Origin of the sequence: Cerasicoccus frondis, from assembly GCA_031296915.1 — a bacterium.
Taxonomy (GTDB): domain Bacteria; phylum Verrucomicrobiota; class Verrucomicrobiia; order Opitutales; family Cerasicoccaceae; genus Cerasicoccus; species Cerasicoccus frondis.
The window spans coordinates 1-26,290 of record JAVDPC010000018.1 but is presented as its reverse complement, the minus strand read 5'-3'; the positions used below and the strand labels follow the sequence as shown (position 1 = coordinate 26,290).

General features: G+C 56.6%; 25 protein-coding genes. 19 read left to right on the top strand and 6 right to left on the bottom strand.

Annotated features, from left to right (window positions below):
* Window positions 1-19: 19 nt before the first annotated feature.
* Window positions 20-283 (top strand): YhbY family RNA-binding protein, encoded by a 264-nt coding sequence (locus RBB63_RS14310; RefSeq protein WP_309385444.1) that lies wholly within the window; start codon window positions 20-22, stop codon window positions 281-283.
* On the opposite strand, the gene RBB63_RS14305 is transcribed toward RBB63_RS14310, so the two are convergent.
* Window positions 280-1,212, bottom strand: a complete 933-nt coding sequence (locus tag RBB63_RS14305) for a hypothetical protein (RefSeq protein WP_309385442.1) — start codon at window positions 1,210-1,212, stop codon at window positions 280-282. The genes RBB63_RS14310 and RBB63_RS14305 overlap by 4 nt on opposite strands.
* A 310-nt stretch (window positions 1,213-1,522) precedes the next feature.
* Between RBB63_RS14305 and rpsR the strand changes: the two genes are divergently transcribed.
* On the top strand, window positions 1,523-1,714 hold the full coding sequence (gene rpsR / locus RBB63_RS14300; RefSeq protein ID WP_309385440.1) for a 30S ribosomal protein S18: 192 nt from the start codon (window positions 1,523-1,525) through the stop codon (window positions 1,712-1,714).
* Between the two features lie 57 nt (window positions 1,715-1,771).
* A complete protein-coding gene (locus tag RBB63_RS14295; RefSeq protein ID WP_309385439.1) occupies window positions 1,772-2,773 on the top strand; it encodes an L-threonylcarbamoyladenylate synthase in 1,002 nt (333 codons plus the stop codon).
* A gap of 12 nt (window positions 2,774-2,785) precedes the next feature.
* Here the strand turns inward: RBB63_RS14295 and RBB63_RS14290 are convergent, their stop codons facing one another.
* The 3 genes from RBB63_RS14290 to RBB63_RS14280 form a co-directional block, all read right to left on the bottom strand.
* Complete coding sequence (locus RBB63_RS14290) at window positions 2,786-5,104, bottom strand: GumC family protein (protein WP_309385437.1); 2,319 nt, start codon at window positions 5,102-5,104, stop codon at window positions 2,786-2,788.
* 51 nt (window positions 5,105-5,155) lie between these two features.
* A complete protein-coding gene (locus RBB63_RS14285) occupies window positions 5,156-5,716 on the bottom strand; it encodes a polysaccharide biosynthesis/export family protein (protein ID WP_309385750.1) in 561 nt (186 codons plus the stop codon).
* Window positions 5,717-5,856: 140 nt separating this feature from the next.
* Entirely contained in the window at window positions 5,857-7,104 is a 1,248-nt protein-coding gene (locus RBB63_RS14280) for a hypothetical protein (RefSeq protein WP_309385435.1), read from the bottom strand.
* 428 nt (window positions 7,105-7,532) lie between these two features.
* On the opposite strand from RBB63_RS14280, the gene RBB63_RS14275 reads away from it, so the two are divergent.
* The 9 genes from RBB63_RS14275 to trmB all read left to right on the top strand — a co-directional run bounded on the left by RBB63_RS14275 (window position 7,533) and on the right by trmB (window position 17,695).
* Window positions 7,533-9,176, top strand: a complete 1,644-nt coding sequence (locus tag RBB63_RS14275) for a tetratricopeptide repeat protein (protein WP_309385433.1) — start codon at window positions 7,533-7,535, stop codon at window positions 9,174-9,176.
* 151 nt (window positions 9,177-9,327) lie between these two features.
* On the top strand, window positions 9,328-9,768 hold the full coding sequence (locus RBB63_RS14270) for a hypothetical protein (RefSeq protein ID WP_309385431.1): 441 nt from the start codon (window positions 9,328-9,330) through the stop codon (window positions 9,766-9,768).
* A gap of 140 nt (window positions 9,769-9,908) precedes the next feature.
* Entirely contained in the window at window positions 9,909-10,991 is a 1,083-nt protein-coding gene (recA, locus tag RBB63_RS14265; protein WP_309385429.1) for a recombinase RecA, read from the top strand.
* 87 nt (window positions 10,992-11,078) lie between these two features.
* Window positions 11,079-11,393 (top strand): hypothetical protein, encoded by a 315-nt coding sequence (locus RBB63_RS14260; protein ID WP_309385427.1) that lies wholly within the window; start codon window positions 11,079-11,081, stop codon window positions 11,391-11,393.
* 65 nt (window positions 11,394-11,458) lie between these two features.
* Window positions 11,459-12,817 (top strand): tRNA uridine-5-carboxymethylaminomethyl(34) synthesis GTPase MnmE, encoded by a 1,359-nt coding sequence (gene mnmE, locus RBB63_RS14255; RefSeq protein ID WP_309385425.1) that lies wholly within the window; start codon window positions 11,459-11,461, stop codon window positions 12,815-12,817.
* Window positions 12,814-14,745, top strand: coding sequence for a tRNA uridine-5-carboxymethylaminomethyl modification enzyme MnmG/GidA (locus RBB63_RS14250; RefSeq protein ID WP_309385423.1), 1,932 nt, complete (start codon window positions 12,814-12,816; stop codon window positions 14,743-14,745). Before mnmE ends, RBB63_RS14250 begins: the two co-directional genes overlap by 4 nt.
* Window positions 14,746-14,972: 227 nt before the next feature.
* Window positions 14,973-15,674 (top strand): response regulator, encoded by a 702-nt coding sequence (locus RBB63_RS14245; protein ID WP_309385421.1) that lies wholly within the window; start codon window positions 14,973-14,975, stop codon window positions 15,672-15,674.
* 92 nt (window positions 15,675-15,766) lie between these two features.
* Window positions 15,767-17,008, top strand: a complete 1,242-nt coding sequence (locus RBB63_RS14240) for a sensor histidine kinase (RefSeq protein ID WP_309385419.1) — start codon at window positions 15,767-15,769, stop codon at window positions 17,006-17,008.
* Between the two features lie 96 nt (window positions 17,009-17,104).
* Entirely contained in the window at window positions 17,105-17,695 is a 591-nt protein-coding gene (gene trmB / locus RBB63_RS14235; protein ID WP_309385417.1) for a tRNA (guanine(46)-N(7))-methyltransferase TrmB, read from the top strand.
* A gap of 606 nt (window positions 17,696-18,301) precedes the next feature.
* Here trmB and RBB63_RS14230 read toward each other — a convergent pair.
* A complete protein-coding gene (locus tag RBB63_RS14230; RefSeq protein WP_309385415.1) occupies window positions 18,302-18,970 on the bottom strand; it encodes a hypothetical protein in 669 nt (222 codons plus the stop codon).
* Window positions 18,971-19,037: 67 nt separating this feature from the next.
* On the opposite strand from RBB63_RS14230, the gene RBB63_RS14225 reads away from it, so the two are divergent.
* From RBB63_RS14225 to RBB63_RS14205, 5 genes are all read left to right on the top strand, one after another.
* Complete coding sequence (locus RBB63_RS14225) at window positions 19,038-19,403, top strand: nucleotide pyrophosphohydrolase (RefSeq protein ID WP_309385413.1); 366 nt, start codon at window positions 19,038-19,040, stop codon at window positions 19,401-19,403.
* 282 nt (window positions 19,404-19,685) lie between these two features.
* Window positions 19,686-20,150: a DUF4019 domain-containing protein gene (locus tag RBB63_RS14220; RefSeq protein WP_309385411.1), complete on the top strand. Its 465-nt coding sequence runs from the start codon at window positions 19,686-19,688 to the stop codon at window positions 20,148-20,150.
* Window positions 20,151-20,227: 77 nt separating this feature from the next.
* Window positions 20,228-20,980 carry a TIGR01458 family HAD-type hydrolase gene (locus RBB63_RS14215; RefSeq protein ID WP_309385408.1) on the top strand — a complete coding sequence of 251 codons (753 nt, stop codon included), beginning with the start codon at window positions 20,228-20,230 and terminating at the stop codon, window positions 20,978-20,980.
* 81 nt (window positions 20,981-21,061) lie between these two features.
* On the top strand, window positions 21,062-21,910 hold the full coding sequence (locus tag RBB63_RS14210) for an alpha/beta fold hydrolase (protein WP_309385405.1): 849 nt from the start codon (window positions 21,062-21,064) through the stop codon (window positions 21,908-21,910).
* Between the two features lie 192 nt (window positions 21,911-22,102).
* Complete coding sequence (locus RBB63_RS14205; protein WP_309385403.1) at window positions 22,103-22,708, top strand: polysaccharide biosynthesis/export family protein; 606 nt, start codon at window positions 22,103-22,105, stop codon at window positions 22,706-22,708.
* A gap of 73 nt (window positions 22,709-22,781) precedes the next feature.
* Here the strand turns inward: RBB63_RS14205 and RBB63_RS14200 are convergent, their stop codons facing one another.
* Window positions 22,782-25,295 (bottom strand): glycogen/starch/alpha-glucan phosphorylase, encoded by a 2,514-nt coding sequence (locus RBB63_RS14200; RefSeq protein WP_309385401.1) that lies wholly within the window; start codon window positions 25,293-25,295, stop codon window positions 22,782-22,784.
* A 229-nt stretch (window positions 25,296-25,524) separates the two neighbouring features.
* On the opposite strand from RBB63_RS14200, the gene RBB63_RS14195 reads away from it, so the two are divergent.
* Both RBB63_RS14195 and RBB63_RS14190 read left to right on the top strand, forming a co-directional pair.
* Window positions 25,525-25,884: an ArsR/SmtB family transcription factor gene (locus tag RBB63_RS14195; RefSeq protein ID WP_309385399.1), complete on the top strand. Its 360-nt coding sequence runs from the start codon at window positions 25,525-25,527 to the stop codon at window positions 25,882-25,884.
* Between the two features lie 19 nt (window positions 25,885-25,903).
* Window positions 25,904-26,074, top strand: coding sequence for a hypothetical protein (locus RBB63_RS14190; RefSeq protein ID WP_309385397.1), 171 nt, complete (start codon window positions 25,904-25,906; stop codon window positions 26,072-26,074).
* Window positions 26,075-26,290: the final 216 nt, after the last annotated feature.

The window sequence follows — 26,290 nt, the reverse complement described above, 5'->3', positions numbered from 1 at the left end:
TTAATTACACACACCAACAATGCTCACCTCTGCCGAAAAGAAACAGCTCCGCGGCGCGGCTCAGCGACTGCCCGCTGGCGTCCACGTTGGCAAACAAGGCCTCACCGACACGCTCATCGCCGAGCTGGATCATCTGCTCACGCGCGATCAACTCGTGAAGGCGAAGTTCATCGTCGACCGAGACGCGCTCAAGGCCGCCATTGCGGAGATTGAACAGCGCACCAACTGCGAATGCGTGGGCAGCGTGGGCAAGACCGCCGCGTTTTACCGGCCAAAGGCTTAGTCACGCCTACGGCGCCAGAAAGCCGCTCCCACCAATGCCAGGATGCCAATCGCGGCCGCGTATTCCGAGGGCTCTGGCACTGACATCGTGAACGCGCCAACGATGTGACTGCCGGTTACCAATTCGTAATCTGACGTGTAGGGGAGATCGCCATGGTATTGCTCGTAGCTCAGCAGCAGCCCGCCACTTTTGTCGTCATGGTAAATACTGCCAGTGGTCACCTTGGGACCTGAGCTGGGCAAATTGTCATCGCCATAAAATGCCGGGTCCAGTGGGTCGATGAAGTGGAGCAACGCGTTTTCTGATTCCTGGACAATGCCGTCGTTGTTGGCGTCGTCCCAGTCAATCCCCGTCAAAAAGAGCTCGTGCCCGCCCCCGTTGGAATATTCGATGGAAAAGATGGTGGCCAGCCCCTGGTAAAGCCACTCGGCGAAGTAGAGGCCCGAAGGCACGCCGTCGAGCATGTAGCTGGGTTTGTCGTAAGGGCTGTCGCCCCAGGTGTCCACAGGGTAAATGCCGCCAAAATTGACCTGCGTGAAACCCTTGTCCTCGCGGATGTATTTATTCAGGGCATACGGGATATGGTTGTAGTAAGTGCCACCGTCAGGATCCGGGGTAGTGTCCATGTAGTCCGGCCCGATGAGCGTCTGGTCGGTTGCCTTCCAGTCCTCATAGGTTGTGCCCGTGAGGGCAGTTCCGAAGTACTCCGGCGCCGTGTTCTGCAGGTATGTCATGGCGTTGGTCGACGAAGTGGGCACGCAGGCTTCATTGCCCACAAAGTTGTTACTGGTATCCAGACTGTATTGATCCAACCAACCCGCATTGGCGGTGATCAGCGAGTAAGAATAGACCGCGCCATCGCTGGGGATGCTGGGCACACAGAGTAACAAGCCGGCAATAATACTCGGCGATAAATGTAATAACTTCATGGCAGTAATGTGTGGAAACTGCATCGCTAAACTTCAGGCTGTCCCTTGCAATCAACCTTCTGACCCATGCAGAACTTAAAGATGGACCATTGTGCCCCAAAGATAAAGAACACTTTGCCCTATATTTAGGGTGCCCCTCCCCCCTCATCGAGCGGGGCAACGTACCCATTTCAGCGGTTTCATTGGCGGTACGACTGCACAATACTCCCGTCCTCCGGACCAGTTGGCTCAGCTGGTGCGCTGGGAGGAAAGTTTTTTCTTGCATTAACGGAATGAAACGCTTTGCTGGAGCGTTTTCCAATTTATCACCATGAGCGAAGAAGCAAAAAAGCAAAGCCGCACGCCGCTGGATTTCGATTACAATGACGTCGAACAACTTTCCCGTTTTGTCACTGACACGGGCAAGATCCTTCCGCGTCGCATCACCGGACTGACCGCCCTTCAGCAGCGCCGTATAACCAAGGCCATCAAGCGCGCGCGCAACATGCTTCTGATGAAGTAGGTTGTTGGCCTAAAGAAAACCCGAAACCCTCAAAAAGCGCCGCATGGCGCTTTTTTTATGGACGGAACTGCACTACCAACCTTCCTGAGCGGCGATTCCGCCGGCATCCGACAGGCAGCCGAGCTCCTTCAGGCTGGCCAGTGCGTCGCGACACCTACGGAAACCGTCTACGGCCTGGCGGGCGATGCATTTAATGAGGCAGCGGTGCGCAGCATTTTCGCGATCAAAAACCGCCCATATATCGACCCGCTCATCGTCCATTTTCATGAGTTGAGCCAGTTGGAGCAGCTCACCCAATTGAGCGCCGCCCAGCAGACAGTAGTCCAGCAGCTCAGCGACGCCTTTTGGCCAGGGCCGCTCACGATGATATTGCCCAAGCAACCCGAAGTCTCCGGCTTGGTCACCGCAAACCGCGAAAGCGTCGCCGTGCGCCAACCAGCTCACCCAGTGATGAGGGAATTGCTTAAAGTCAGCGGCCTTTATCTAGCAGCGCCCAGCGCAAACCCTTTTGGTTACATAAGCCCGACGACCGCCCAGCATGTGCGCGATTCTCTTAAAGAGCGTTGCCCGCATATCCTGGATGGTGGAGCGTGTATCAGCGGCGTTGAATCCACGATTATCGACATACGCAAGCCTGATGCTCCCTGTCTCCTGAGGCCAGGGCCGATTGGAGCCGAGGAGCTGGCGTCCGTATTGGACCGCCCAATCACCAAGCCAACCCCGCAGAGCGATGCATCACTCGCCCCCGGAATGCTGGAGCGACACTACAGCCCACGAACCGGATTGTCGCTCTACAACCAAGGTGAACTGCCAGAGCTAGCGCCTGGCGAAGCAAGAATCTTCCTAAAGCGCCCCAGTCCCGGAATTTCCAGCCAGAGCCGGGATTATTGGTTCAGCGAAACGGGCGCCCTAGATGAAATTGCCCACTGCCTGTTCGGCCTACTACGCGCCTTGGATACAGACAGCGAAATCGAACGCATTCATTGCGAGATTCCGCAGCCCGGACCAGGCGTCGCCGACGCCATTCGAGATCGCCTTACCCGCGCCAGTAAGCGCTAAAGCAGTCCACCGTTAACTACGGGGGACCGCTTCGTCTTCAGATTTGGCACGACTTGGCTTCTTGATCGGCACATCGATCGCGTCGCCTTCCTCGTCGTGGCCATAGTAGCCAGAGTAGGACTTATCGTAGTAGTTCGCGTAGTAATACGACGCAACATTTACGCTGATCTGGTTAAGGACGGCGCCAAACACGGGTGTATTCGACTCAATAATGCGACGCAGGTTAGACTTCGCCGTCTTGCGCTTTACCGCATTAAACTTGATGACATAGATGATGCCATCGGCAAAAGGCAGCACGGTAAGCACGTCACTCACAACCGCAATGGGCGGCGTGTCGATGAAGATACGGTCGTATCGCTCACTCAGGGTGGCCAAGAGCTCCTCGAAATCCGGGCTGTTGAGGATTTGAGTCGGATTCTTGGCTTTGATGCCTGCTGGCATCACGTCCAAATTGGGATACAGCTCGCTGATGATGGCTTCGTCCAGCGTACAGTCACCCGCAAAGTACTTAACCACGCCCTCGGTGCGGTCCTCGATGTTCAGCGATTTGCCAACATTCGGCATGCGCAAGTCTCCATCCAAGATCAACACGCGCTCTCCGTGAATCGCAAAGGTAATCGCTAAGTTTGTGGAAACAAAGGACTTACCTTCCGAAGGCGATGTGGACGTAGTCAGGATGATCTTAGCCTTTTTGCTGGCCTCATTCAGCTTGAGAGCAGAGTGAATGGCACGGAATGCCTCGGTGACGCGGCGTTCGGCATTGGACGCAACTGCCTGCGCTTTTTCAGGAGAGTTCAGGCGCTTAATGCGTGGCACAATGCCAATCAAAGGCAGGCCAACTGCATTTTCGATGTCGTAAGCGCTCTTGATGCGGTCATCAAGCAAGGCGATCAGAAACACCAAACCAGCCCCACAGAAAATGCCACCAAACATGCCGATGGCGAGATTCATTAAAATATTGGGCTTAGCTGGTTTGCTGGAAGGCGCGGCCTTGTCGATAATCCGAGCATTAGCCGTCACCAAGGCAACCTGAGCCATTTCCGTTTGGTAACGGGACATCATGGCTTGGTAAAGTGCGTTATTGACCTCTAAGTCATCCAGCATGGAATTATACTTCACGGCAATTTCTCCAAGGTCCATCATATCGAGCTCCTTGGCAGCCAGACGCTTACTAGACGATTCGTATGTTTTTTTCGCCTGCTCGTAGCTGATGCGCGTTTTTTCGATGGCCGAAGAAACCGCCTTGCTCAGCTCTTTCTCGGTTTCTTCAATGGCGCGCATCGCTTCAATCATACTTGGATGCTTCTCGCGATAGCGCTTCTTCAAAGTCGCTACAGTGATATTCTGCTGCGAAAGCTGCGAAAGCAGATCCGAAATTCGAGGCATATCAGCGATGAAAGGAATATCCCATAGTGGGCTACCAGATTCCATGTACTCCTGAACCAACTGCCAATGACGTTCGGCCAAGGAAAGAATGCGCTCATCTTCGATCACGGCGCTTTTCAGGCTGAGGAGCTCCTGGGCTTCGAATCCAGCATACTCTTCCGGCGTGAAGCTCAAGCGCTTAAACTTTTTCTGGTACTCATTGATTTCCTCGCGAATCTCTTCAACTTTTTCCCGCTGGTGATCCGCACGATTCCGCAGGTCTTCCACTGCCCGCATCGAGGTCTCAATGTTCAACTTAACGTTGTAGTTGATGTACTCATCCGCAAAGTAGTTCGCGACCTTGGACGCCATGGTTGCATCCGGGTGCATATAGGACACCGCGATGATCCAAGTCATGCGAAGCGGTGAGACAGACAGGTTTTTAGCTAAAACCTCCTCCAAGGTAAGCGGCCCAGAAAGACTAAACTGGTCCTTGTAGGGGGCCATGAAGATTACGCGATCCTCATCCTTAATGCGATCCGCTACGGCGCTAATCAATGAACCGCTTTGCAAAATGCCAACCTGTGTCTGAAAGTCTTCTACGCCACGGATTTGGTTATCCAAAATATCCGTATTGTCATCCAGAATCTTAGGATCGTCACGCAGGACCTGAACAGTGGCGGTGGAGCGGTACTCCTCCGTTACGTTAAACGTATACAGCAGGGTTGCCGTAAATATAATGAAAAAAGTAACAACGAGATACCAAATCCGCTCACGCAGGATAACGAGATAATCCTTTAGTGATCGCGAGGGGCCTTGATCGGCGCCACCATAACCTGGATTGTTGTAGCCATATCCATAATAGTAACCGCCACCACCATAGTTGCCATAGGAACCATAGCCCTGATAGCCGCCATAGGAGCCCGCTGATTCGCTGGAAGCATTGCGTTTATCGATGTCGCTCATATGAATGCAGTGAGAAAATTAGTTTGCTGGGATTTTAGAGCCACACCTAGCTTAGATGATTCGCTCAGGAATAAAGATCGAGTCACCATCCATAATGATGATGTCTTTCGCCTCAGGGTCCTCTAGAATTTCATCGAAATCCAGTTCAAACACCGTCTTTTTGCCATTCTCATCAGTCCGCGTAACACGAATCGTATCACTGGCCAAACGCGTCGTGCTACCCGCTGCGCTAATGACTTGCGATAATGTCATGGTTTCTTCCGGAGGGATAATCACCGGACCAGGCCGATTGACTTGGCCATGGACATAGGCGCGTCGCTCAGTGTAGGACAGCAAGAGAAGCGTAATTTGCGGATTAACGAGGTAATCGCGGTTGTAGAGGTCCGTAATCAAAGTGGTGGCGTCATTGATTGACATACCAGCAATGTGAACTTTGCCAACCAATGGCAGAATGATCGTGCCTTCCTGGCTGATGCGGACTTGCTGCTCAAGCTCTGGCTCTTTGTATACCGTCATCTGGAGGATATCCAGAGGTTGAAGCGTATAGTTAGATCCAATCAGGCCTCGATTTTTGCTGGCGGCGCTATTTTGAGCACTAGCAAGCAAGGGCATGAGACAGGCGGCAAGAACAAGACAAAAGCCGGTGAGCGATTTCATGGAAAAGACTGGGTTATCAAAAAAGAGGAAAGGAAGGCACTGCAATAGACCTTCCTTTCCGGAAAATGTTCAAACAGACTTTATAAGACCGAATCTTAGTATCGGAAAGTAGCTTGCAGGTTTATCGTGTGTGCCTGGAAGTTCGCGCCTGTGTTGACACCGTTGTTCGCATTGGAATCATTGTTGATATAGGTGTAGCCTGCGCTCAACTGCCAATAAACATTAGGCGTGTAGACGACGGAGAAACCAGCGGTAGTGGTCAAGTCATCGCGACCCCCAGTGTTTGAGTATTCCGAGTTCTCCATGCCAAACTCAGCATTGGAGGAGATGTAGCTGTTGAAGAAGTATGTCGCGCCGATATCACCGCCGAGATTCGTGGTCGTCTGACCTTGGGCGCCAACGCCAAAGTCGTGATAAAGAGATGCGTAAGACAGTAACTTAGGCGTGATTTCGTATTCTACGTCGCCGATAATCGAGAACTGCCCACGTGAATCCTGAGGAACAGATGCGCCGAGAGAATTAATGAGATCACGGTTTGGATCGCGAAGCTGATAACCTGCATTCAAACCAATGTCCAGCTTCGGCATAATCTCACCCTTAACGGCTACATTAAAAAAGTAGTCATTGTAATCAGCTGGCGTGCCCAGGGCATTGCTGGTTGGATCGGTGTAGCGATAACGGAAGCTAGGACCGACGCTAAGTTTGGGCGTCACACGCCAGAAGAAGGTCAGCGGAACGGTGTAGTAATCCACATCCGAATAACGATTACCGAAGTCTTGATTATTGGTGTAGTTCCGTTGGCGCCAGTCGAAACCGCCGCTCACCCAAGCTTTGGGGGAAATATCATAATCCGCATCGATGTAAGCATTGTAGTTGTCGGTTTCTACCAGGTCCGCCTGGAAAGCGCCACCAGCAGTATTTGCGGTGTTTTGCTGGCTTTGCACGAAGGAGAAACCAGCCGAGGTGTCGAGATTGCCCCAGTTGTAAGTGCCATCGACGTAAAGGTTAGCCAACTCGGTGTTGAGCTCATCGCTATACTTAGAATAGAACAGAAAGTCTTCACGGAAATAAATCGTCACGTTCGCATTGCTGTTACGACCGATGTTTACTTCCAAGCCTGGCGATACATAGAAGACGAAGGCGCTGTCTTTGGGGCGACGAACGCCGGCATCGTCAATACCGTCAGTATAGAAAAGGTTGGAGCGCCATTGAGCATTGGTGCTGCCGTTGAAAAACACGTCAACGGAATCTCCAATCGACACCAGCGGGGCTGCTTGGGCGATGGAGCCAGCGCTAAAGGCTGCGGCAGCTGCAATTAGGGTTTTCTGAGCAAAGGATTTCATAATTTATCTATGTAGCTGGATGATTTTCCGAAGATAGCAAAACTTCGTCTGGTAAAGGCTTTGAGGACCACTTTGGGCGAAAGAATTATAAAAATCAAGCCCAAGTACCACCCAGAGAGGGAAAATTCCAATATTTTCCCCATCAACTGCTTGCAAATGTAACATTCAGGTTACCACCCCCATTGCCAAGCTGATTCTAATACACACAGAGCGCTGTATTTTACTTGGTTTCGGGAGGGCAGCCCGCCATGCCGCACTCACCGGCCCAAGCGGCGCAAACACAGACCAAAGTACCATAAAGAGCGCCGATCTCTGCTTGTATCGGTGTAAATCACGCTACCAACGCCCTCCACTCAGCCCCAAAAATAGCAGGGGTTAGGCATTTCTTTTAGATTGACCCGCTAAGGTGGGTCGCAAACCTCGAAACCATGAGTAATGCGACCCCAGGCTCCAATAATCAGCAACGTAGCGTACTACTCGGATTCGCTGTTCGAAGACGCGGCCCCAGCGGTCGTTGGCAAATCCGATTTCGTTGGGGACGCATCTTCGCCGTCTTCGCAGGCTTGGTTGTCATTGGGTACGTGACCTTGGCGACGGCGTTGTATTTCTTCTTCAAGGAGGTGCAAAAGTTTGATGACGTCGAGTACGCCGACATGTTTACGATCCTCTTCCACCGCGATGAGCACCGGGCCAAGGTTGGAGACTACCAAATCGAGATGGCCAAAACCATGCTTGAGGATGGCAACTACGGCGACGCCTTTAAATTCCTGCGTGAAGGGGTGCAGCGCTCCCCTCAAAACCTGGAGGGGCGCCTCCTCGTCAGCGAGTATTTCATCTACATCCCCAATCTGCGCGACATAGACCGCGCCGTGACGCTCTTGCGCGAAGGCCTGCCCTACGCCCACGAGGATCCAGCCTACCTCAAGCGCTACATCCAGCTCATGCTACGCCAGCAGGAGGACCAGGAAGTCATTGACATTGCCGATGAAATTCTCGCCGAAAACCCTAACGAAGAAATCGCCACGCTGCTCTCCACGGCCGCAGCCACCGCGCATCTTTATCGGGGCAATTTCGATGAAGCAGAGGACTTCGTGAAGGAATATGACTTGGAGTCCGATATCGAGGGCCTCTTGCTTTCGGCTAAAATCTCTTGGGAGCGCGGAGCACAGCGGGCGGCAGTCGCGAAACTGGAGGCCAACCTGGGCAAATTTCAGACCAACGAACCCATTTACGCACAGCTCAGCCAATACTACCGCGATCTTGAGGAGTATGAAAAAGCCCGCCAATACGCCGTATTGCGCAACATCGACGCCCCACTGGCCGTATCACCCCGAGTCGACTTGCTCTACACACTCAGCTTGACCGGGCAAGATGAACGCGCGGAAGCGGAGGCCAATGCGATCCTCCGCCAATTCCGTAATGACGAGAAAGCCATGCTTCGTCTGGCCAACTACGCCACTGACGAAGGAAAAATCGACCTTGCGCGCCGCATTTATGAACAGGCGCTTGAGAATGACTTCCCCATCGCGCCTTTTGCCCTGCTCCTGATCGAGTCCCACATCACCGCCAAGGACTTCGAGGGCGCCATCAGCTTCAGTGAAGAACTCGCCAAGGAGCGCCCAGACTGGCTTGAGCAAAATCTCCCCATCTTCAACAGCCTGCGCTCCGTCGCCTACTACGGAGTCGGAAACATGAATCTGGCCGACATCTATATCAGCCAATTTCTCCAGGAGCCAAACCTCCGCGCCGAATCTCTCATGGCGGTGTCGCGGCGCTTTACCCAGCTCAATGGCGACGCATTGGCCCGACGCGTCCTCAAGCAAGCCTACGAGAACAATCCCAAGAACCAATCAGCCTTATCCAACTTGATCGAGATCGAGATCAAAACGGGTAATGCGGCCGAACTGGGCAACTACTTGAAGAAGCTGCTGCAAATGCGCCGCCCTTCAGCCGTCATTCTGGAGCAAGCCTACGAAAAGCTCGGCAGCGACCGCTTTATCTACACGCCCGACCGCGAAAACCTGCTGATCGAGCTCAACACCGTGCTCAACCCGCAGGAGCAGGCCAGCTAGCACCGATCGCCCATAGCCTGCCTGATGATGAAGTTCGGCAAACAGGCTCCACCGCCCTGCCCTGTTGACGAAAAATCCAATACGGCAGTGGTTGAAGGTTGAGGATTTTCGAAAGCCTGTTCTGTTGGTAGCCGTGAACGCAAACCCCACGATGCCAGCCAGAATGTCTCCAGACACCGAAGTATCCGAACAAACGCTCAAGGGCCTGCGCTATACCCGGGCCATTGGCGTGGCCACTGGCGCATTTCTCATTGGCTGGATCCCCTTCAACGCTAGCCGCTGGATGGGGCAGGCGCCAGGCGGCCTCCTAGAGTTTGAAGCCGTGTATTTCTGCCTCTTTGGCGCGCTGCTCATGCTGCCCTGGGGCCGCATCGCCAACCCAAACGCGTGGCGATCGCTCTTCATTTTGCTTTGTGTAATGACCATTGGCTTCGGATTCCTCATGGTCATCGACCTGATGTTTCTTTACATGCTGGCCGCAAACGCTGGGGAGAAAATCGCGCCACCCGCCTTTCAGAGCCTACTCTTGTTTACCGGTCTCATTCAGGCGCCAACGGTATATTTCGTCAGAAAACCCCAAGCACTGAGCTGATCGAGCCGCGTTAACCCCTCACAATCAGCAAGATATAAATAAGTGAACAATTTACCACAATGAACTTGCGTCCCCACAAAAACCATGCTTTGCTCTTTCAATAATTAACTTTAATAAAGAACCGTCTACATCGTAACCTCATGGCCGCAAAGAAAAGTACCAAAACCACCACCACTCCCGACAAGCGCGACAACAAGGCGCTCGATTTGGCGATCTCCGCCATCAACAAACAATTTGGCGACGGCGCCATTATGAAGCTTGGCGAAGCCGCCAAGAAGAACATCGACGTCATTTCGACCGGCTCCGTCGCGCTCGACTTGGCGCTTGGCGTCGGCGGCCTGCCCAAGGGCCGCATTTGTGAAATCTATGGCCCGGAATCCTCCGGTAAAACGACCTTCTGTCTCAGCGTGATCGCCGAGTGCCAACGCCAGGGCGGCAACGCCGTGTTCGTCGACGTGGAGCACGCGCTCGACCCGCGTTACGCCAAGATCGTCGGCGTCGACCTGGAGAACCTCATGGTCGCTCAACCGGAGTCCGGCGAAGACGCGCTCAACATCACTGAGACGCTGATTCGCTCTGGCGCGGTCGACATCATTGTCGTCGACTCCGTCGCCGCTCTGGTCTCCAAGAACGAGCTCGACGGCCAATTTGGCGACTCAACGGTAGGCCTGCAGGCCCGCATGATGAGCCAGGCCATGCGTCGCCTGACCGCCGCCATCAACCGCACACAGTGCATTGCCCTCTTCACCAACCAAATCCGCGAAAAGATCGGCGTGATGTTCGGCAGCCCGGAAACAACCCCCGGCGGCCGGGCGCTCAAGTTCTTCTCTTCAGTGCGCATGGACATCCGCCGTATCGGTCAAATCAAGGCCACCGACGGCAAGGTCATCGGCAACCGCACCCGCCTGAAAGTCGTCAAAAACAAGGTGGCCCCCCCCTTCACCGAATGCGAATTCGACATCATGTACAACGAGGGCATTTCCCGCACGGGCTCGATTCTCGACCTGGGCATCGAGCATAAGATCCTCGAAAAGAAGGGCGCATGGATCAGCTACAAGGGCGACCTGATTGGCCAAGGGCGCGAAAACGCCAAGGAATACCTCGGCGAGCACCCGGAAGTCATGCAGGAAATCACGGACATCATCCTCGGCAAAGTAGAGGTCCATGGCGGCGACGCGATTGGAACCGACGATGAGGCGGAGGAAGAGCTGCTCGAAAGCTAGAATAGCACAACCAATCCTCAAAACGATGGCGGCAATTTCGTAGTAAAAGAAATTGCCGTTTTTCGTTTTATGGTATAACAATAGATCATGAACGCAGTCATCACCAAGCACCCATTCCCCCTGGCCGCCAAGCCAGACCATTGGTTGCTGCCAGCCATGCTGGCTCCCAGCTTCTATGTGATGTTCAGCTTCAGCTTCTATTGGGGCTCTGGTAATCCAGCACTGTGCTCCCCTACCCTGCTCATGCTCACGGGCTTGATCGCGCTGGCCTATTGTGGACGCTCGATCTACCGGGACAAAAAGCAGCCGCTACATCGGCAGGTTTGCCATTATTGCGCGCTCGTCCTGCTCGTATACCTCCAGTTGCTGCTTCCGCGCCTCTGGGGCTGGCCAGCAAACTAACGCCACTTTGTGGACTGGCCGCTTTTTGCGTGAATTTTCCAGCGAGGCTGTTTTAATGCGCCGCCATGCCTTTAGGTGACACCATTGTAGCCCCAGCCACGCCCTACGGAGAATCCGCGATCGCCGTCGTGCGCGTGTCTGGCCCCTTGTGCCCGCAATTGGCCAGCGAATGCCTGAGCGCCACGGTCGTCGAAAAGCCACGAATGGCGCATCTCCACGCCTACAAAGCACTGGACGGCGTCACCCTGGACAGCTGCCTGGCGGTATATTTTGCCGACAAGCGAAGCTACACCGGCGAGCCCTCTCTGGAATTGTCCTTGCATGGCAACCCCCTGATCGTCCAGCGCGTCATCGAGGACTTGCTTGCCCGCGGCTGTCGCATGGCGGATCCCGGCGAATTCACCCGCACGGCATTTCTCAACGGCAAACTGGACCTCAGCCAAGCTGAAGCCGTAACCGACCTCATTTCCGCCCGCAGCGAAAAGGCGCTGCAGGTAGCCCAACGCCAGTTGGATGGCTCCATTGGCCGGAAAATGGCGGACATGACGGATCGCCTCCTGGGCATCATTGCCGCAGTGGAAGCCTACATCGACTTCCCGGAAGAAGACTTACCGCCCGAAGACCAAGCCGGGCCGACCGCCGCCCTCGCCTCCCTGTCCGCTGAATTGGGCGAGCTGATCGAGACCAGCCACTACAAAACACTGCTTCACGAAGGCATCCGCACAGTCATCATGGGCGAGCCCAATGCCGGCAAAAGCAGCCTGCTCAATGCCCTAACCGGCGAAGACCGCGCCATCGTCAGCGCCGAACCCGGCACCACGCGCGATTTCCTGACCGAGCGTGTGATGATCGGCAGCTACGGCCTACAGTTGGTCGACACCGCTGGCATCCGCGAATCCGAGGGCGATATTGAGCGCCAGGGCATTGAGCGCACGCTCAAGCAAGTAAAGGATGCGGATTTCCTACTCGTCGTGCTCGACCAATCTGCCCCACCCCCGCATTTCCCTGATGTAGTCACGGATCGCTTGGCGCAGCATCGGGTGCTGCTCGTGGAGAATAAAACCGACTTGCCCACCCACTCGGAATTTCAGGATGTCCTCCCCGGCCACCCCAGAGTGCGCGTTTCGCTGACCCAAAGCCTCGGCCTGGATGATCTACGGATCAAGATCCAGGAAACGCTGGAAGCAGACCGGGTGACGCCAGCTGCAGACGAGCTGATGGTTTCCACCCGACACGCCAATGCGCTGAGCCGGGCCCGAGCCGCCATCGACGAAGCCCGCGCAGGCCTTCGAGACGAAATACCCGCCGAGCTGGCTGCCGCTGGCCTTCGGGACGCACTTGCTGGCTTTGGCGAGGTCATTGGAAAGGTAGACAACGAAGATATGCTCGATAAGCTCTTCGCTAATTTTTGCATCGGAAAATGAAACCACCACTTAAATTTGGCCCACAGCAGCCCTATGAAGCCATCGTGTGCGGCGCAGGCCATGCCGGGTGCGAGGCTGCGCTAGCCGCATCAAGACGTGGCGCGGACACGCTCATGCTAACGGGCAACGTCGACACCATTGGCCAAATGAGCTGCAATCCGGCCATTGGCGGTCAGGCCAAGGGCCACATGGTCCGCGAGATCGACGCGCTAGGCGGCGAGATGGGCATCAACACCGACACGACCGCCATTCAGTTTCGCCTCCTCAACGCCTCCAAGGGTCCGGCCGTCCAGGCGCCGCGCGCGCAATGCGACAAGAAGGCCTACCAATTTCGCCTGAAGCATATCCTGGAGCTGCAACCCAACCTGACACTGTTTCAGGCTATGGTTGAAGGGCTGATCTTTGAGGGCGACCGGGTGATCGGCGTGCGCACCAGCTTTGGCGTCGATTTCTATGGCAAAACGGTCGTGGTGACCACGGGCACCTTCCTACGCGGGTTGATGCACATCGGCAACCAGAAGAACGAGGGCGGACGACTGGGCGATTTCTCGGCCCGGGGGCTCTCTGGCAGTTTCCTGGAGGCAGGCATCGAGCTTCAGCGACTCAAAACCGGCACGCCGCCGCGCATTCTCGGCTCCAGCATCGATTTCTCCCAATGCGAGCGACAAGACGGAGACGCCGAGCCCACGCTGTTCTCATTCTACGATACGCGCTTTGGCGAGGAATTGTTCCACGTGGAACAATTACCCAAAGATTCGCCGGCGGTGGACGCATTGTTCCACGTGGAACATTATGGCCAACGCAAGATGGGCTGGCAGCCCGGACGCGACCAAGTGAGCTGCTGGACCACTGAAACCACCGAGGGCACGGCGGAGACCGTGCGTTGCAATCTGCACCGCTCAGCGCTTTATGCAGGCGAAATCGAGGGCGTTGGCCCGCGCTATTGCCCGAGTATCGAGGATAAGTTCGTCAAGTTCGCCGACAAAGCCACGCACAAGGTCTACTTGGAGCCCGAGGGTCGCCATACCGACGAGTGGTATGTCAACGGCGTCAGCACGAGCCTGCCATTCGACGTCCAGTTGGAAATGATGCGGAGCATCCGCGGCCTGGAGCAGGTCGTTATGCTGCGCCCGGCTTACGCCGTAGAGTATGACTTTGCGCCGCCGACACAGCTCTTTCCCTCGCTGGAGTCCAAGAAAGTGGAGGGCCTGTTCTTCGCCGGCCAGATCAACGGCACCTCCGGCTACGAAGAGGCGGCGGGGCAGGGGTTGATCGCTGGCGTGAACGCCGTCGCCAAGATTCGAGGCGAGGAACCATTGGTCATCGGGCGCGACGAAGCCTACATCGGGGTCCTGATTGACGATCTCGTGACCAAGGGGACGCGCGAGCCTTACCGCATGTTTACGAGCCGCGCTGAGCATCGCTTACTCTTTAATCACGGCAGTGCGGAAATCCGCCTGTTGAACAAGGTGAAGCAATACGGACTCGTCGACAATGCACGTCTGGCGCGCATTGAAGAAAAGGCGCAGGCCGTTGCCTTCTGGATGGAGGAGTTCGAGCGCATTCGCATCCCTGGCGGCTTGGCGGGCGACATGGTCCGCAAGCACGATGATTTGAGTCAGGTTGAATTGCCGCCCACTTTCCTGGCGCTCAGCGAGCCCATCCGCCAAGAGACGCTCTACCGCGTGAAGTATAAAGGCTACCTCGACCGCGAAGAGAAGCATATCGCACGTTTGCGCAATCTGGAGAAAGTCAAGGTGCCGCAGGGGCTCGATTTCCTCCAGGTGAGGGGACTCCGCAAGGAAAGCGCGCTTAAACTGAACGAAGTGAAACCACGCACCTTGGCTCAAGCGGGGCGAATCAGCGGCGTAAACCCCGCAGACATCAGCCTTTTGTTGGTCGCACTGCAATCTGGGCTGGCGAAATAATTCGGTTTGCATCCGCGCCTAAATGGCGGTAAAAATGCCTCGCAAGCGGCGTCACATTGGCGTAACGTCTCCGTCACAAAGAATTTGCTAAGTGCAAAGCCCCATTCAAGCTCTTGTTTGATAAGACTTTGCGCAACTGCCACCCCGTCAAACCACCCTGAATAAGGGCAATTGTAACTTTCGTTATTGGCCAGCGACACTCGATTCACCTATTTCAGAACGTAATTATGAACCCGGATGGTGAAAAACGCATTCTTGTTGTCGATGATGAACCCGATGTCACCGAGCTGGTGGAGTACAAACTGCGCCAGGCAGGTTTCAAGGTCGCGACGATCAATGATCCGTTGCTGATCATGGGCACGGCGCGGGAATTCCAGCCGGACCTGATCATCCTCGACATCATGATGCCCGAGCTAAGCGGCATCCAAATTTGCCGGATGCTGCGCGCAGACCCCAGCATGTGCGAAATCCCAATTGTGTTCCTAACCGCGCGCGGCGAAGCCGAAGACCGCGTGAAGGGGCTCGAGACCGGGGCGGATGACTACATCGGCAAGCCATTTGACTCGCGCGAGCTGCTCCTGCGGGTTTCTGCGGTGCTCCGGCGCATTGAGCGCCCAACCGAAGAGCCGGGCAGCACACTGAGCATTTCCAACGTAACCCTCGACGTAGAGAAGCACCGGCTGACGCTTTCAGGCAAGCCCGTGGAGCTGACCGCGACGGAATTCAAGCTGCTGCGCCTCCTTATGGAGCGCAAGGGCCGGGTGCAAAGCCGCGAACACTTACTCGTCAATGTATGGAACTACGAGGCTGACATCGAAACACGCACTGTGGATACGCACATACGCCGTCTACGGGAAAAGCTCGGCGCCGAGGCAGGAATTATTGAAACGGTTCGTGGAGTCGGCTACCGTGCGGTTGATGGACAATAGTCCGCCCACCGTTCATGACGACGTTTCTCTGCATTGTTTTCGCGGCGATCGCTGCTTATTACTACCACCGCCACCGGAAGGTGCGCCGCATCATGTGTTCCATGGTCGACGCCATCGAAGAGCGGCGGACGTACCTGTTTGAGGAGGAAGCCGGTTGGGCCAAGGAGCTCGGGCTGAACCGCCTCTCATTGCAGCTGAACGAGCTGCTGGCCGAGCATGAGCGATCTTCGCGGCAGGAGTTAGGCTATCTGCGCCAAATCGAGACCACACTCAGCAACCTGACCGAGGCCGTGCTGATCGTGGACGACCGCAGCCTGCTCGTGATGGCCAACACCGCCGCCCGGGAATTACTGTCCCTGGGGCCCGATTGCGAGGGCCGACGGCTGGAAGGCGTGTTGAAGAGCGCTGGCTTCCTGGAGTTCATGGAACTGGCGGAGGAGGGGTCGGCGCCAGCCTGGCAGGAGATCGAAATCGTCCGCGGGCGCGAGAGCCTGTTCGTCGAAGTGACCGGCGCGCGCATTCCTGAGACTGGCTCGGAGAGTCGCCCGCTGACGCTGTTCGTCCTACACGACATCACCCGCCTGAAGCGCCTGGAAAACGTCCGCCGCGAGTTTGTGGCCAACGTTTCCCACGAGCTGCGCACGCCGGTGACGGTCATTAAGGGCTTCACGGACACCCTCATCGAGGACCACGAACACCTGCGCAAGGAAGAGCAAATCCGGTTCTTGAACAAGATTTACAAGAACGTCGAGCGCCTGCACCTCCTGCTGGAAGACCTGCTGACGCTTTCGCGCCTGGAGGGGGAGGCCATCAACCTCAACCGCCAGACGTGCTCGGTGCGCAAGATGATCCACGATATAACGGAGAATTTCCTGCCCCGGCTGAACCTGGAGGAGCAAACGCTGGTCTGCGATCTCGACCCCGAGCTCGACACCGTGGTCGTGGATGCAATCAAGATTTCCCAGGTCCTGCAGAACACGCTCGATAACGCACTGCGCTACGCCAAGGGCTTTTCCCGCATCACGGTGCGCACCAGCCGCGACTACAATTACTTCCTGCTGGAGGTGGAGGACGACGGCTGCGGCATTCCCGAGAAGGACATGGCCCACATCTTTGAGCGCTTCTACCGCGTGGACAAGGGGCGTTCACGCGAGTTGGGGGGGACTGGTCTGGGCCTGAGCATCGTCAAGCACGTCGTGCAGTTGCACGGGGGGACCGTCGCGGCGCGCAATGTGCCAACGGGCGGCCTGTGCATCACTTGTCGCATCCCGATGAAGCCGCCGCCGCTCAAGTCCAGCATTGGCGCCATCGACTCAGGCGAAGAAACGGTGTAATCCCAGCGTCCCTTCATGAGGGGAGGGGGGGGGGCATTTGCCGCCTGCGTCACTTTTTGCTTTAATCTTTCGGCGATACGCATAGTCCATCCCTGCATGTCGGAAGGATATCAACAGGCACTGAAGTTCCGCGCTGAGCGCATTGAACGCCTTCGAGAATGGTGCGTCACCCATTTGGGCGACGCGGAGCGGCGCGTGCTGGAGATAGGCTGCGGTCATGGGCATTTCCTGACGGCTTACGCCACCGAGCACCCTGAGCAATCCTGCGTGGGCATCGACTTGGTGACGAAGCGCATCGATAAGGGCAACGCCAAGGCCGAAAAGCGAAACCTCACGCAGTTATGCTTCCTGAAGGCCGAGCTAAGCGAGTTCCTCGAAGCCCTGCCGGAGGGAATGCTGTTCGAGCGCGTCTTCATGCTGTTTCCCGACCCATGGCCGAAGAAGCGGCACTTTAAAAACCGCATGATTCAGCCCGCCTTTCTCGAGCGCCTGGTGGAGATCACCACGCCCGAGGCGGACTTCTGCTACCGCACAGACCACGAGGGATACTTTGCCTGGACCGTCGAGCACATCGAGGCGAGCCCGCAATGGCGGATCGACCCCGAGGCGCCTTGGCCACTGGAGGAAACCTCCTTCTTTCAGGACATGATGGACTCCTGGCAATCACTGATCGCGGTGAAGGCGTAAGCGGATTTCGATCCCGCAACCCACACAGGGGAGGGGGGGGCGCCAGGAGCGCGGTATCCGGGTTATCAAAGAACAGCAACCCTGCCCGGTCGCTAAGCAGCGCAGGCTGGGAGTTACGAGCGCAAGGCGCCGCCGGATGGGCAGCACGATGCAACTTCATGTTATCTCTAGCAGGCAAATCGTCGGCAAGGCAGGCGGCGGGTGGCGTCAATCCGGGCAAAGCTGGCGCTGGTCCTAAAGACCGGCATTTAAGCCTGCGGTGAAGGCGGCGTCTGTGGCGCAATCACAGGCAGGACCCAGCTGAGCGCTCAAAATTGCCCGTCGGGCATTGGCGGCAAAACTAGGCGCAGGGCAGACGCTATGGCGGGCGGCCTGGCGAACGGAATGGAGAGATTGGCGGTGGATTCATAACGCCAAGCATTCTCTCAAAACACTCACTAAACCACAAACAAAACGTGAACAAGCGAGCATTTTATTAGTGATTATTAACTCGCCTTGGAGACCAACAGTTTAGGGAACTTTCTGCATGGTTTTTGCAAGTTCACCTGACCGCATGCGGCTCCATTTACGCACGCCTGCGACGAGGAGAGCACCCTGAAGTGGACGCTACTCCTTCGTGAGTTCGCCCTTCATGGCGATGGTGGCGGTGGCCATGGCGTCGCGCACTGCTTCAAAGCCCTCGATCCTAATGCAGGGCTGCCCGTTGATCTGGGTAAAGGTTTCGCGGGTAGACGAGCTGAGGGTGTTAACGGCGTTCGCGATGTTCCAGCTAACGCTTTTGCCGTCTTTGGAAACCGTGCCGAAGAAAATCCGCTTCACGCCGTCCTGCTCCACTTCGGTAACGAGGCGGCCAAAGTAAAAGTAGGTGAGCGAAGAGGAGTAGCCGATGATGTCGCCGGAGGCATAGATGCTCTGGTTCTTGAGGACGCGGGTCTCGCCAACCAAGTCCCACTCGTAGGAAGAACGCGCGTCCATATGGGTCAGGACCTGGCCACGCATGGTGGTGATTTCATAATGCCCGTTCCAAATGCCAACAAACTGGTTGAGGAAAGTCTCGACGTAGGCTTCGGAGTAATTGCCTGGCGCCTGGCCAGCGCTGATTTCGCCGCTTTCCAGCAGGGCGCCCGCCGTCAGGTCGTCCTCGTCAAGCTCCCCGGCGTCTGGCGTCGCGATCTCGCTCAACGGAAGCGTGCGCGCGCTCTGCGACTCAGCAGACAGCGATGTGGCGGCAAACGCGAACGTTGCCAGGGCAAACAGGCGCCAAAGGGATTTCATAGGTGTGAGTGTTACTCGACACGATACGTCATTGCAAGTTCCCGCGCAGGCGCTTAAGGCTAACAGCATGACTGACAGCACGGCTACGGTTTCGACGATAAAGCAGCGGGTGAGCGCGTTTGCCGAAGAGCGCGACTGGCTTCAGTTTCACTCCCCGAAAAACCTCAGCATGGCGCTGGCGGCCGAGGCCGGCGAGCTGATGGAGCACTTCCTCTGGACGGACTCCGCCGCCTCCCATGAACGCGCAAGCGACGCCAAGCGACGCGCCGATATCGAGGATGAACTGGCGGACATCGTGATCTACGCGCTGGAGTTCGCCAACGTGACCGGCATCGACCTGGCGTCCGCCATCGAGGCCAAGATGGCGCAAAACGCCGCCAAATATCCCGTAGAAAAGGCCAAAGGCCGCTCGGATAAATACACGGAGTTGTAGGGGAGGAAAAAGGAAAAAGATTAAAGGAAAAAGGGCAGGGTGCTCTGGCTTTGCTGGCGGAGTGCGCCGGTCCTCTGGCGCCTTAGCGACGTTGAGGAGGTGCGTTGTTTGCCTTCCCAAAGGTTGCGCGCCTTACTGCCGCCATGCTCGAAGAATTTCCAAAGCGCCAGAGGCCGGCCGCACCTCATAACCGAGGTCGCACCCGCTGCCTGTTACCGATCTCGCGCCACCGTCCTCAACTTTTTCCTTTTTCCTTTTTCCTTTAATCTCTAAAACTCAAGCATGCGACAGGCATTTCAATTTCTCGTTCTCCTCTGCTTAGCCGCCACGGCCAACCTTCACGCTGCTCCCATTGTGGAGCTGGCGGCGCGCAAGCAGGGCGACGCCTGGCTCGCAGTCGTGGATCGGGGGGAATATGGCGAGGCCTGGGCCCGGAGCGCTCCGTTTTTCCGAATCCAGATTGAGCGCGAGGAGTTTGTGAAGTCGCTGGCGCAGATCCGGGAGCAATTGGGCGAGGTGGAGAAGCGCGAACTCGTCCGCCTGTTTTACACCGTGCGCCTGCCCAACGCGCCGGAAGCACATTACGTGATGATGCAGTATAAAACGAAGTTCAGCGGGCGCGACGAGCCAGTGTTGGAAATCGTCACGCCACTGTTGATCGACCCAAATGGCGAACCAGTGCCCGTGGTGGACGACCCACTGACGGCGGTGGGCGAATGGCAAGTGGCGGGCTACTACATACAGTAGGCGGCGAAATAGACCCGCTCCGCATTTGCGAAAAACGGGCGCATCTGGTATGGTTGAAGCTGGAAAGCACATCAACCATGTTCCCGGATTGCCAGGCAGTCTTATTCGACCTCAGCGGAGTTCTGTATGAGGGCGATGATGTATTTCCTGGCGCGGTGGACGCCGTGCGCGCCGCCAATGACGGAGGGAAGGTGGTGCGCTTTGTCACCAACACAGCCACCCGCAGCACCGAAGACATTTTGCAGAAGATGCGGCGGTTGGGGATCCCAGTGGAGACTGGCCAGCTCTTTACGGCGCCCATGGCGGCCCGGGATTACGCCGAGGCGCGGAACTTGAAGCCGCTTTGCCTCGTGCACCCCGCGATATTAAGCTGTTTCGATGGCTTGGCCACGGAGGATGAGCCAGACTGTGTGATCATTGGCGACGCCCGCGAGGGCCTGCACTATGAGTCGCTGAACCGCGCATTCCGCGCCTGCCAACAGGGCGCTCCGCTGATCGGGATCGGGCGCAACAAATACTTCAGCCGCGACGGCCAGCTAATGCTCGACGCCGGGGCCTTCATCCAAGCCATTGAGTGGGCCGCAGGCGTAGAGGCAGTCATCATGGGCAAGCCAAGCGAAGACTTTTTCACGCAGGTCGTGGCGTCCACCGGCTGCAAAGCCAGCGCCTGCCTGATGATCGGCGACGACGTGGAGGGCGATGTCGTCGGGGCCGTAAACGCAGGCCTACAGGGCTGCCTGGTGCGCACGGGCAAGTACCGCTCCAGCGATGATGACGCCCTCCCGGTGAGCGCCCGGGTTGTCGACTCCATCGCCGCCTTCGCGCGCTAGAAAGTAAATTGTCGCCCTGCCTTAATCCGACCGATAAAGACGCAAGCCGGTGTCAAAATGTTTATGGTATGATAAAAATTCATGTTGCACATTGAAGTTGCGCGGACGCAGCCAGTTTACCAACTTGGCCTCGTGACTCCCCAAAAATTAGCTTACCGTTATTTCGGCGGTGAGGGTAATCCTCCCATTGTCCTGCTCCATGGGCTGCTTGGCTCGTCGCGCAATTGGGTTAGCGCGGGCAAGGAGCTGACAGGCCAATACGAAGTGTTTGCGCTCGACCTGCGCAACCACGGAGACTCCCCCCACTGCGACTCCATGGATTTCGGCGAATTGGCGGCCGACGTCCTTCGCTTTCTGGACGACCATGATCTGCCCCAGGCTCACCTGCTCGGGCATAGCCTGGGCGGCAAAGTCGCCATGCGCCTGGCGATGGATGCCCCCGCACGACTGAGCAGCCTCGTCGTGGTCGACATTGCCCCGCGCGCTTACCCGCCGTATCACCTGCGGGACTTCGACGCAATGAACGCCCTGCCACTGGCCGAATTGACCAATCGCAAGGACGCCGATGATCGCCTGGCCGAGGCCGTGCCCGACTGGGGGCAGCGACAGTTCCTCCTCACCAATCTGGTGCGCAAGGAAGACCGCTTCGCCTGGTCCATCAACCTGCGCGCCTTGACGGCGGCGCGGGATGTGATGCGCGCAAATTCCGTGGGCGGCGAGGACTCCTTTGCCGGCGCCACGACATTCATTCTGGGCGGGCAATCGCGCTTTGTGCTGCCGGAGGACTGGCGCATCATCAACCGGTATTTTCCCAAAGCGCGCATCGAAGTCATCGACGAGTCCGGGCACAACCCGCACATTGAAAAGCGTGACCGCTTCCTGGCGGCGATTGAGCGACATCGCAGCGCCGACTGGGGCAGCATGGTATGAAGCATCGCGACGCGTTCATCATCTGGGGTTTGGTGGTGCTCGGCGCCATCCTCGTCGGCGTCTGGAAATTTAAGCTGCTGATGGATCTGCTCAGCACGAACTGACGCCCCGCAAAAAAGTTCTACGTGGAACACTGCTCTTCCACATGCTTTGGGTTGGGAACTTCAGCGACAGCGCAGGGTCTGGTGCTGCATGCAAAAAACGCTGACTCTTGCCCTTATGATGCTGACCATGTGGTCGCTACAGGCGGATGATCAAATCGAAGATGTCTGGATTCCGCTAAAGGCGGATCACACGCTCACAGAGGGCGAAGTCATTGCGCTCAAGGTAACTTTCCCAGATTCCCATGAGCCGGAGATGATCTATTACCGCACACCGAGTAAGTCGCAGGAGGGGCAATATCGCTTGCATCCTGGTGCAAGGCTGCTGGCAGAGGGGCGAACGATTGCCGCAGTCGATGAGCTTGCAATCAAACATTACCAGAGGCTGTATCAAGACCCGGTTACCATTGAATATTTTCTCGTGACTGACCCAGTGGGCATCATCCACTTGTACGGCAATGTCATGAGGCCAGGGGCATATCTGATTTCCACTGACGCCGAATACCGCCTGAGCGACGCGATCAAGCAGGCTGGAGGATTGAACCGACTTGCGTGCTCAGACTTAAAGATTACCCGTGCAGTCAACGGCCAAAAACAAGTGATTGAAGCGCCGATTGATGAAGTATTGATGGGGAAAGTTGAAGATATCGTGCTAAAAGATGGCGATGTCATTTACTCGCCGGAGCGTTGTTTCTAAAGCTGCTTTACCCACCCAAAAGCCCCGCTCGCACTGGGCAAGCGGGGCTTGGAAATGATGCTTACGGGAGCGGTTACTCGGTCAGCGCCTTGAGATCCCAGATCTCCTTGGCGTACTGGTGGATGGTGCGGTCGCTGGAGAACTTGCCGACGCAGGCCGTGTTCATGATCGCCATCTTGGCCCACTTGGTCTTATCGCGGAAGGCTTCGTCTACCTTCTTTTGGGCGTCGATGAAGGCCTGGTAGTCGGCGCAAACCAGGAACGGATCGCCGCCGTCGAGCAGGCTCTTGCGGACGGGGGACAGCGCGTTGGGATCGCCCGGCGTGAAGTAATCCGACGCCAGCCAATCGAGCGCCGCTTTCAGGCCGCTGTTACTGTTGTAGTAATTATACGAGTTGTAACCCGAGGCGCGGAGGCGCTCCACTTCCTCGACCGTGAGGCCGAAGATGAAGATATTGTCGTCGCCGACTTCTTCGCCGATTTCCACGTTGGCGCCGTCGAGCGTACCGATGGTCAGCGCGCCGTTGAGGGCGAGCTTCATGTTGCCGGTGCCGGAGGCTTCCTTGCCGGCGGTGGAGATTTGCTCGGACAGGTCGGCGGCGGGGACAATCTTCTCGGCCAACGACACACGGTAGTTCGGCAGGAAGACAATCTTCAGCTTGTCGCCCACGCGCTCGTCGTTGTTGATTTTCTCGGCGATCTTGTTGATCGCGAAAATGATCTCCTTGGCGAGCACGTAGCCCGGAGCCGCCTTGGCGCCGAAGATGATCACGCGCGGCACAAAGTCGCCATCCGGATTGTGGAGGATTTCCTTATACCGGTTGAGGATGTGCAGGATCTGCAGGTGCTGGCGCTTGTATTCGTGGAGGCGCTTGATCTGCACGTCGAACAGCGCATCGGGGCTGACCTTGACGCCACAGTCCTTCTCAATGATTTCGGCGAGGACGACCTTGTTGTCCCGCTTGATCTTCATGAACTTGTCCTGGAACTTCTTGTCGTCGGCGTATTTGACGAGGCCCTTGAGCTTGTCGAGGTCCATCGGCCAATCGTCGCCAATGGTCTCGTCGATGAGTGCGGAGAGTTCCGGGTTGCAGGCCTTGAGGAAACGGCGCGGCGTGATGCCGTTGGTCTTGTTCTGGATCTTGCCGGGATACAGGTTGTCGAAGCTGTTGAAGAGGTGGGCCTTGAGCAGCTCGGTGTGCAGCGCGGCGACGCCGTTGACGGTGTGGCTGCCGATGACGGCCAGGTAGGCCATGCGGATCATCTTGGGCGTGCCTTCTTCGATGATGGACAGCTCCATCTTCTTCTTGCCGTCGCCCGGCCACTTGGCTTCGACTTCTTCTTCGAGGAAGCGGCGGTTGATCTCGTAAATAATCTGCAGGTGGCGGGGCAGGACCTTTTCGAATAGCGGCACGGACCACTTCTCGAGCGCTTCAGGGAGGAGGGTGTGGTTGGTGTAGGCGAAGCAGGCGCGGCCAATTGCCCAAGCGTCGTCCCAGTCGAGCTTTTCTTCATCGATGAGGATGCGCATCAGTTCGGCGACGGCCACGGCGGGGTGGGTGTCGTTGAGCTGGATGGCGGCCTTCTTTGGGAAGTCCTTCCAGTCGCTGTTCTTCTTCTTGAAACGGCGGATGATGTCGTGCAGCGAGCAGGTAACGAAGAAGTATTGCTGCACGAGGCGGAGTTCCTTGCCGGACTCCGTTGCGTCATTCGGATAAAGGACCTTGCTGATCGTTTCGCTGATCGCCTTTTCGCGGACCGCCTCGGTGTAGCCGCCGCGGTTGAAGGCTTCGAGGTCGAACTCAGTCGAGGCGCGGGATTCCCACAGGCGCAGGAAGTTGACCGTTTGCGCGCCGTAGCCGACGATGGGGATGTCCCACGGCACGCCGATGATTTCCTTGGCGCCGACCCAGGCCGGAGCCCAATCGCCATTACTGTCGGCCTTGTACTCGACGTGGCCATAGAGCGGCACGCGCACCTCGTATTCCGGGCGAACAATGTGCCACGGGTTGCCGTGCTGGAGCCAGTTGTCCGGGCGCTCATGTTGGCGGCCGTTAATGAACTCCTGGCGGAAGAGGCCAAACTCATAGTGGATGCCATAGCCGACGGCCGGGTAGTCCAGCGTGGCGAGCGAGTCGAGGAAGCAGGCGGCGAGGCGGCCCAGGCCACCGTTGCCAAGACCCATGTCGACCTCGGCGTCGCTAATGTCGCGCAGGTTCATGCCTAGCTCGGCAAGAGCCTTTTCGGCGATGTCGAACATGCCGCAGTTGACGAGGTTGTTCTCCATCAAGCGGCCCATCAGGTACTCCAGCGACAGGTAATACACGCGGCGCGCATTGTTGTCATTGTGCACGCCTTGGGTGGCGATGTAGCGCTCGAGGATGCGGTCATTCAGGGCGTGGCAGGTGGCGAGCCACCAGTCGCGCGGCGTGGCGGTCACGGTGTCACGCGCCAGTTCGTGGACAAGGTTCTCTTCAATCCGCTTCTTGAACAACTCCACCGAAGTATCGATGGCGAAAGTTGATTTCTTGGCAGCGGCTTTTTTAGCGGCCTTCTTGGTCGCCTTTTTCTTTTTGGTAGCGGGCATAGTTGCGATTGGTGGTGGTGAAAAATTAACAACAGGAACGTCGTTGAAGCAGGCGTTATGCCGTGATTTATGCCCGGCGTCAATTGTAGTCAAATCGACGGACAAGGAAATTGCTTCATCGTTTCGATGAGCTTGATTCTCAGCAAGCGCACGCCGCCGGCTTCCCATCTATTTTTAGGGGAAAAGCACTTGCCAAATCTTCGAATATGCCGATCATGGAATATTAACAATGGAAGTCGTCAAAATCTATAAATGTCTGTGCGATGAGCAGCGGTTGCGTATCCTGAATCTCTTGCGGGAGGGGCCACTGTGCGTCTGCCATCTGATGGAGATCCTGGATGCCGACCAGGTGAAGATTTCCAAGCAACTGCGCTACATGAAAGAGCAGGGGATGGTCGAGGCTGAGCGCAAGGCCCAGTGGATGATTTACCGCCTCGCCGACGCCGAGAACCCGCTGCTGATCGAAAACCTGAAGTGCCTGCAGGACTGCGTGGGCGAACGACTCTGCTTCAGCGAAGACGCCCTCAAGCGCACCGCCATCATTACCCGCTTTCGCGCAGAGACGCCCGAGTGCGCCTGCGATTTTTAACCACCAGCAAGACCACATCATGAGCACCGAAAAAACCGTTAAGGACGACAAGAAGGCAGAGGCCAAGCCTGGCTTTTTCACGCGTATCGTTTCCAAGCTCGATTCCTCGATGAAGGAAAAGGCCGACGCCAAAGCGCAACAGCAGAGCAGTTGCTGCGGCGGTGATGGTAAGGGCGGCAAATGCTGCTAGAGCAATCTCGGCAAAGTCAGCTCTGTAATATCACCTGCTTGAAAGGTGGAGCCTGGTGTCCCGACCAGGCTTATCTGCCTCACGGCAAACAGGTTGAATCAGCCCGGTAGGGACACCGGGCTCCACCTTGTTTATGATTTTAGAGCACTTTTCATCTAGATTGGCCGATCAGGCCGCAGTGATTTTTCGTGTCCAGCAAGGCGGCTTGAGCGTCGC

Bases quoted from the DNA above. Each gene is read 5' to 3' on its own strand.
- RBB63_RS14310 (WP_309385444.1), top strand. From the start codon at position 20: ATGCTCACCTCTGCCGAAAAGAAACAGCTCCGCGGCGCGGCTCAGCGA.
- RBB63_RS14305 (WP_309385442.1), bottom strand. From the start codon at position 1,212: ATGAAGTTATTACATTTATCGCCGAGTATTATTGCCGGCTTGTTACTC.
- rpsR (WP_309385440.1), top strand. From the start codon at position 1,523: ATGAGCGAAGAAGCAAAAAAGCAAAGCCGCACGCCGCTGGATTTCGAT.
- RBB63_RS14295 (WP_309385439.1), top strand. From the start codon at position 1,772: ATGGACGGAACTGCACTACCAACCTTCCTGAGCGGCGATTCCGCCGGC.
- RBB63_RS14290 (WP_309385437.1), bottom strand. From the start codon at position 5,104: ATGAGCGACATCGATAAACGCAATGCTTCCAGCGAATCAGCGGGCTCC.
- RBB63_RS14285 (WP_309385750.1), bottom strand. From the start codon at position 5,716: ATGCCCTTGCTTGCTAGTGCTCAAAATAGCGCCGCCAGCAAAAATCGA.
- RBB63_RS14280 (WP_309385435.1), bottom strand. From the start codon at position 7,104: ATGAAATCCTTTGCTCAGAAAACCCTAATTGCAGCTGCCGCAGCCTTT.
- RBB63_RS14275 (WP_309385433.1), top strand. From the start codon at position 7,533: ATGAGTAATGCGACCCCAGGCTCCAATAATCAGCAACGTAGCGTACTA.
- RBB63_RS14270 (WP_309385431.1), top strand. From the start codon at position 9,328: ATGCCAGCCAGAATGTCTCCAGACACCGAAGTATCCGAACAAACGCTC.
- recA (WP_309385429.1), top strand. From the start codon at position 9,909: ATGGCCGCAAAGAAAAGTACCAAAACCACCACCACTCCCGACAAGCGC.
- RBB63_RS14260 (WP_309385427.1), top strand. From the start codon at position 11,079: ATGAACGCAGTCATCACCAAGCACCCATTCCCCCTGGCCGCCAAGCCA.
- mnmE (WP_309385425.1), top strand. From the start codon at position 11,459: ATGCCTTTAGGTGACACCATTGTAGCCCCAGCCACGCCCTACGGAGAA.
- RBB63_RS14250 (WP_309385423.1), top strand. From the start codon at position 12,814: ATGAAACCACCACTTAAATTTGGCCCACAGCAGCCCTATGAAGCCATC.
- RBB63_RS14245 (WP_309385421.1), top strand. From the start codon at position 14,973: ATGAACCCGGATGGTGAAAAACGCATTCTTGTTGTCGATGATGAACCC.
- RBB63_RS14240 (WP_309385419.1), top strand. From the start codon at position 15,767: ATGTGTTCCATGGTCGACGCCATCGAAGAGCGGCGGACGTACCTGTTT.
- trmB (WP_309385417.1), top strand. From the start codon at position 17,105: ATGTCGGAAGGATATCAACAGGCACTGAAGTTCCGCGCTGAGCGCATT.
- RBB63_RS14230 (WP_309385415.1), bottom strand. From the start codon at position 18,970: ATGAAATCCCTTTGGCGCCTGTTTGCCCTGGCAACGTTCGCGTTTGCC.
- RBB63_RS14225 (WP_309385413.1), top strand. From the start codon at position 19,038: ATGACTGACAGCACGGCTACGGTTTCGACGATAAAGCAGCGGGTGAGC.
- RBB63_RS14220 (WP_309385411.1), top strand. From the start codon at position 19,686: ATGCGACAGGCATTTCAATTTCTCGTTCTCCTCTGCTTAGCCGCCACG.
- RBB63_RS14215 (WP_309385408.1), top strand. From the start codon at position 20,228: ATGTTCCCGGATTGCCAGGCAGTCTTATTCGACCTCAGCGGAGTTCTG.
- RBB63_RS14210 (WP_309385405.1), top strand. From the start codon at position 21,062: ATGTTGCACATTGAAGTTGCGCGGACGCAGCCAGTTTACCAACTTGGC.
- RBB63_RS14205 (WP_309385403.1), top strand. From the start codon at position 22,103: ATGCAAAAAACGCTGACTCTTGCCCTTATGATGCTGACCATGTGGTCG.
- RBB63_RS14200 (WP_309385401.1), bottom strand. From the start codon at position 25,295: ATGCCCGCTACCAAAAAGAAAAAGGCGACCAAGAAGGCCGCTAAAAAA.
- RBB63_RS14195 (WP_309385399.1), top strand. From the start codon at position 25,525: ATGGAAGTCGTCAAAATCTATAAATGTCTGTGCGATGAGCAGCGGTTG.
- RBB63_RS14190 (WP_309385397.1), top strand. From the start codon at position 25,904: ATGAGCACCGAAAAAACCGTTAAGGACGACAAGAAGGCAGAGGCCAAG.